Genomic DNA, 1,832 nt, shown 5'->3' on the forward strand with positions numbered 1-1,832 from the left:
AGACCGGCCCGTACCAGGCACCCCACCAACCGGTGGCCGGTGACCTGAGGACCCAACAGTGTGCTCGACAAGCCCCCCACCCTCACCCGTGATGTTCCACCACCACCCCACCAGGCCCCGAAGGACCAGGCAAGGCCGGCAGGTACTGACACCAGCAAGACCAGAAGACTCTTTCGTCAATGTTCCACCCATGAGCAACCACCCACCACACGTACGGCGATGGCGTGGCACCTGAACAAACCCGCTCCGACCACAGGCCGGCGAACGAGCCGTTGGTAGCTCCTTAGAAAGGAGGTGATCCAGCCGCACCTTCCGGTACGGCTACCTTGTTACGACTTAGTCCCAATCGCCAGTCCCACCTTCGACCACTCCCCCCGCGAACGGTTGGGCCATGGGCTTCGGGTGTTACCGACTTTCGTGACTTGACGGGCGGTGTGTACAAGGCCCGGGAACGTATTCACCGCAGCGTTGCTGATCTGCGATTACTAGCGACTCCGACTTCATGGGGTCGAGTTGCAGACCCCAATCCGAACTGAGACCGGCTTTTTGGGATTCGCTCCACCTTACGGTATCGCAGCCCTTTGTACCGGCCATTGTAGCATGCGTGAAGCCCAAGACATAAGGGGCATGATGATTTGACGTCATCCCCACCTTCCTCCGAGTTGACCCCGGCAGTCTCCCATGAGTCCCCGGCATAACCCGCTGGCAACATGGGACGAGGGTTGCGCTCGTTGCGGGACTTAACCCAACATCTCACGACACGAGCTGACGACAACCATGCACCACCTGTGCACGAGTGTCCAAAGAGACCACCATCTCTGGTGGCTTCCCGTGCATGTCAAGCCTTGGTAAGGTTCTTCGCGTTGCATCGAATTAATCCGCATGCTCCGCCGCTTGTGCGGGCCCCCGTCAATTCCTTTGAGTTTTAGCCTTGCGGCCGTACTCCCCAGGCGGGGCACTTAATGCGTTTGCTGCGGCACGGAACTCGTGGAATGAGCCCCACACCTAGTGCCCAACGTTTACGGCATGGACTACCAGGGTATCTAATCCTGTTCGCTCCCCATGCTTTCGCTCCTCAGCGTCAGTTGCGGCCCAGAGACCTGCCTTCGCCATCGGTGTTCCTCCTGATATCTGCGCATTCCACCGCTACACCAGGAATTCCAGTCTCCCCTACCGCACTCTAGTCTGCCCGTACCCGATGCAAGCTCGAGGTTGAGCCTCGAGTTTTCACACCAGACGCGACAGACCGCCTACGAGCTCTTTACGCCCAATAATTCCGGACAACGCTTGCGCCCTACGTATTACCGCGGCTGCTGGCACGTAGTTAGCCGGCGCTTCTTCTGCAGGTACCGTCACTTGCGCTTCTTCCCTGCTGAAAGAGGTTTACAACCCGAAGGCCTTCATCCCTCACGCGGCGTCGCTGCATCAGGCTTTCGCCCATTGTGCAATATTCCCCACTGCTGCCTCCCGTAGGAGTCTGGGCCGTGTCTCAGTCCCAGTGTGGCCGGTCGCCCTCTCAGGCCGGCTACCCGTCGTCGCCTTGGTAGGCCATCACCCCACCAACAAGCTGATAGGCCGCGAGCCCATCCCTGACCGAAAAACTTTCCAACCACCCCCATGCGAAGGTAGCTCATATCCGGTATTAGCCCCGGTTTCCCGGAGTTATCCCGAAGTCAAGGGCAGGTTACTCACGTGTTACTCACCCGTTCGCCACTAATCCACCCAGCAAGCTGGGCATCATCGTTCGACTTGCATGTGTTAAGCACGCCGCCAGCGTTCGTCCTGAGCCAGGATCAAACTCTCCGTAAATGAACAACGCCCACCACCAGCAC

Annotated in this window: 1 rRNA gene; it reads right to left on the bottom strand. The window is 59.0% G+C overall.

The window, feature by feature from the left end:
- Positions 1–287: 287 nt before the first annotated feature.
- A 16S ribosomal RNA gene (locus tag AC6CH9_RS20770) occupies positions 288–1,809 on the bottom strand.
- Between the last annotated feature and the right edge of the window lie 23 nt (positions 1,810–1,832).

This window comes from Cellulosimicrobium sp. GQ32, assembly GCF_059758455.1.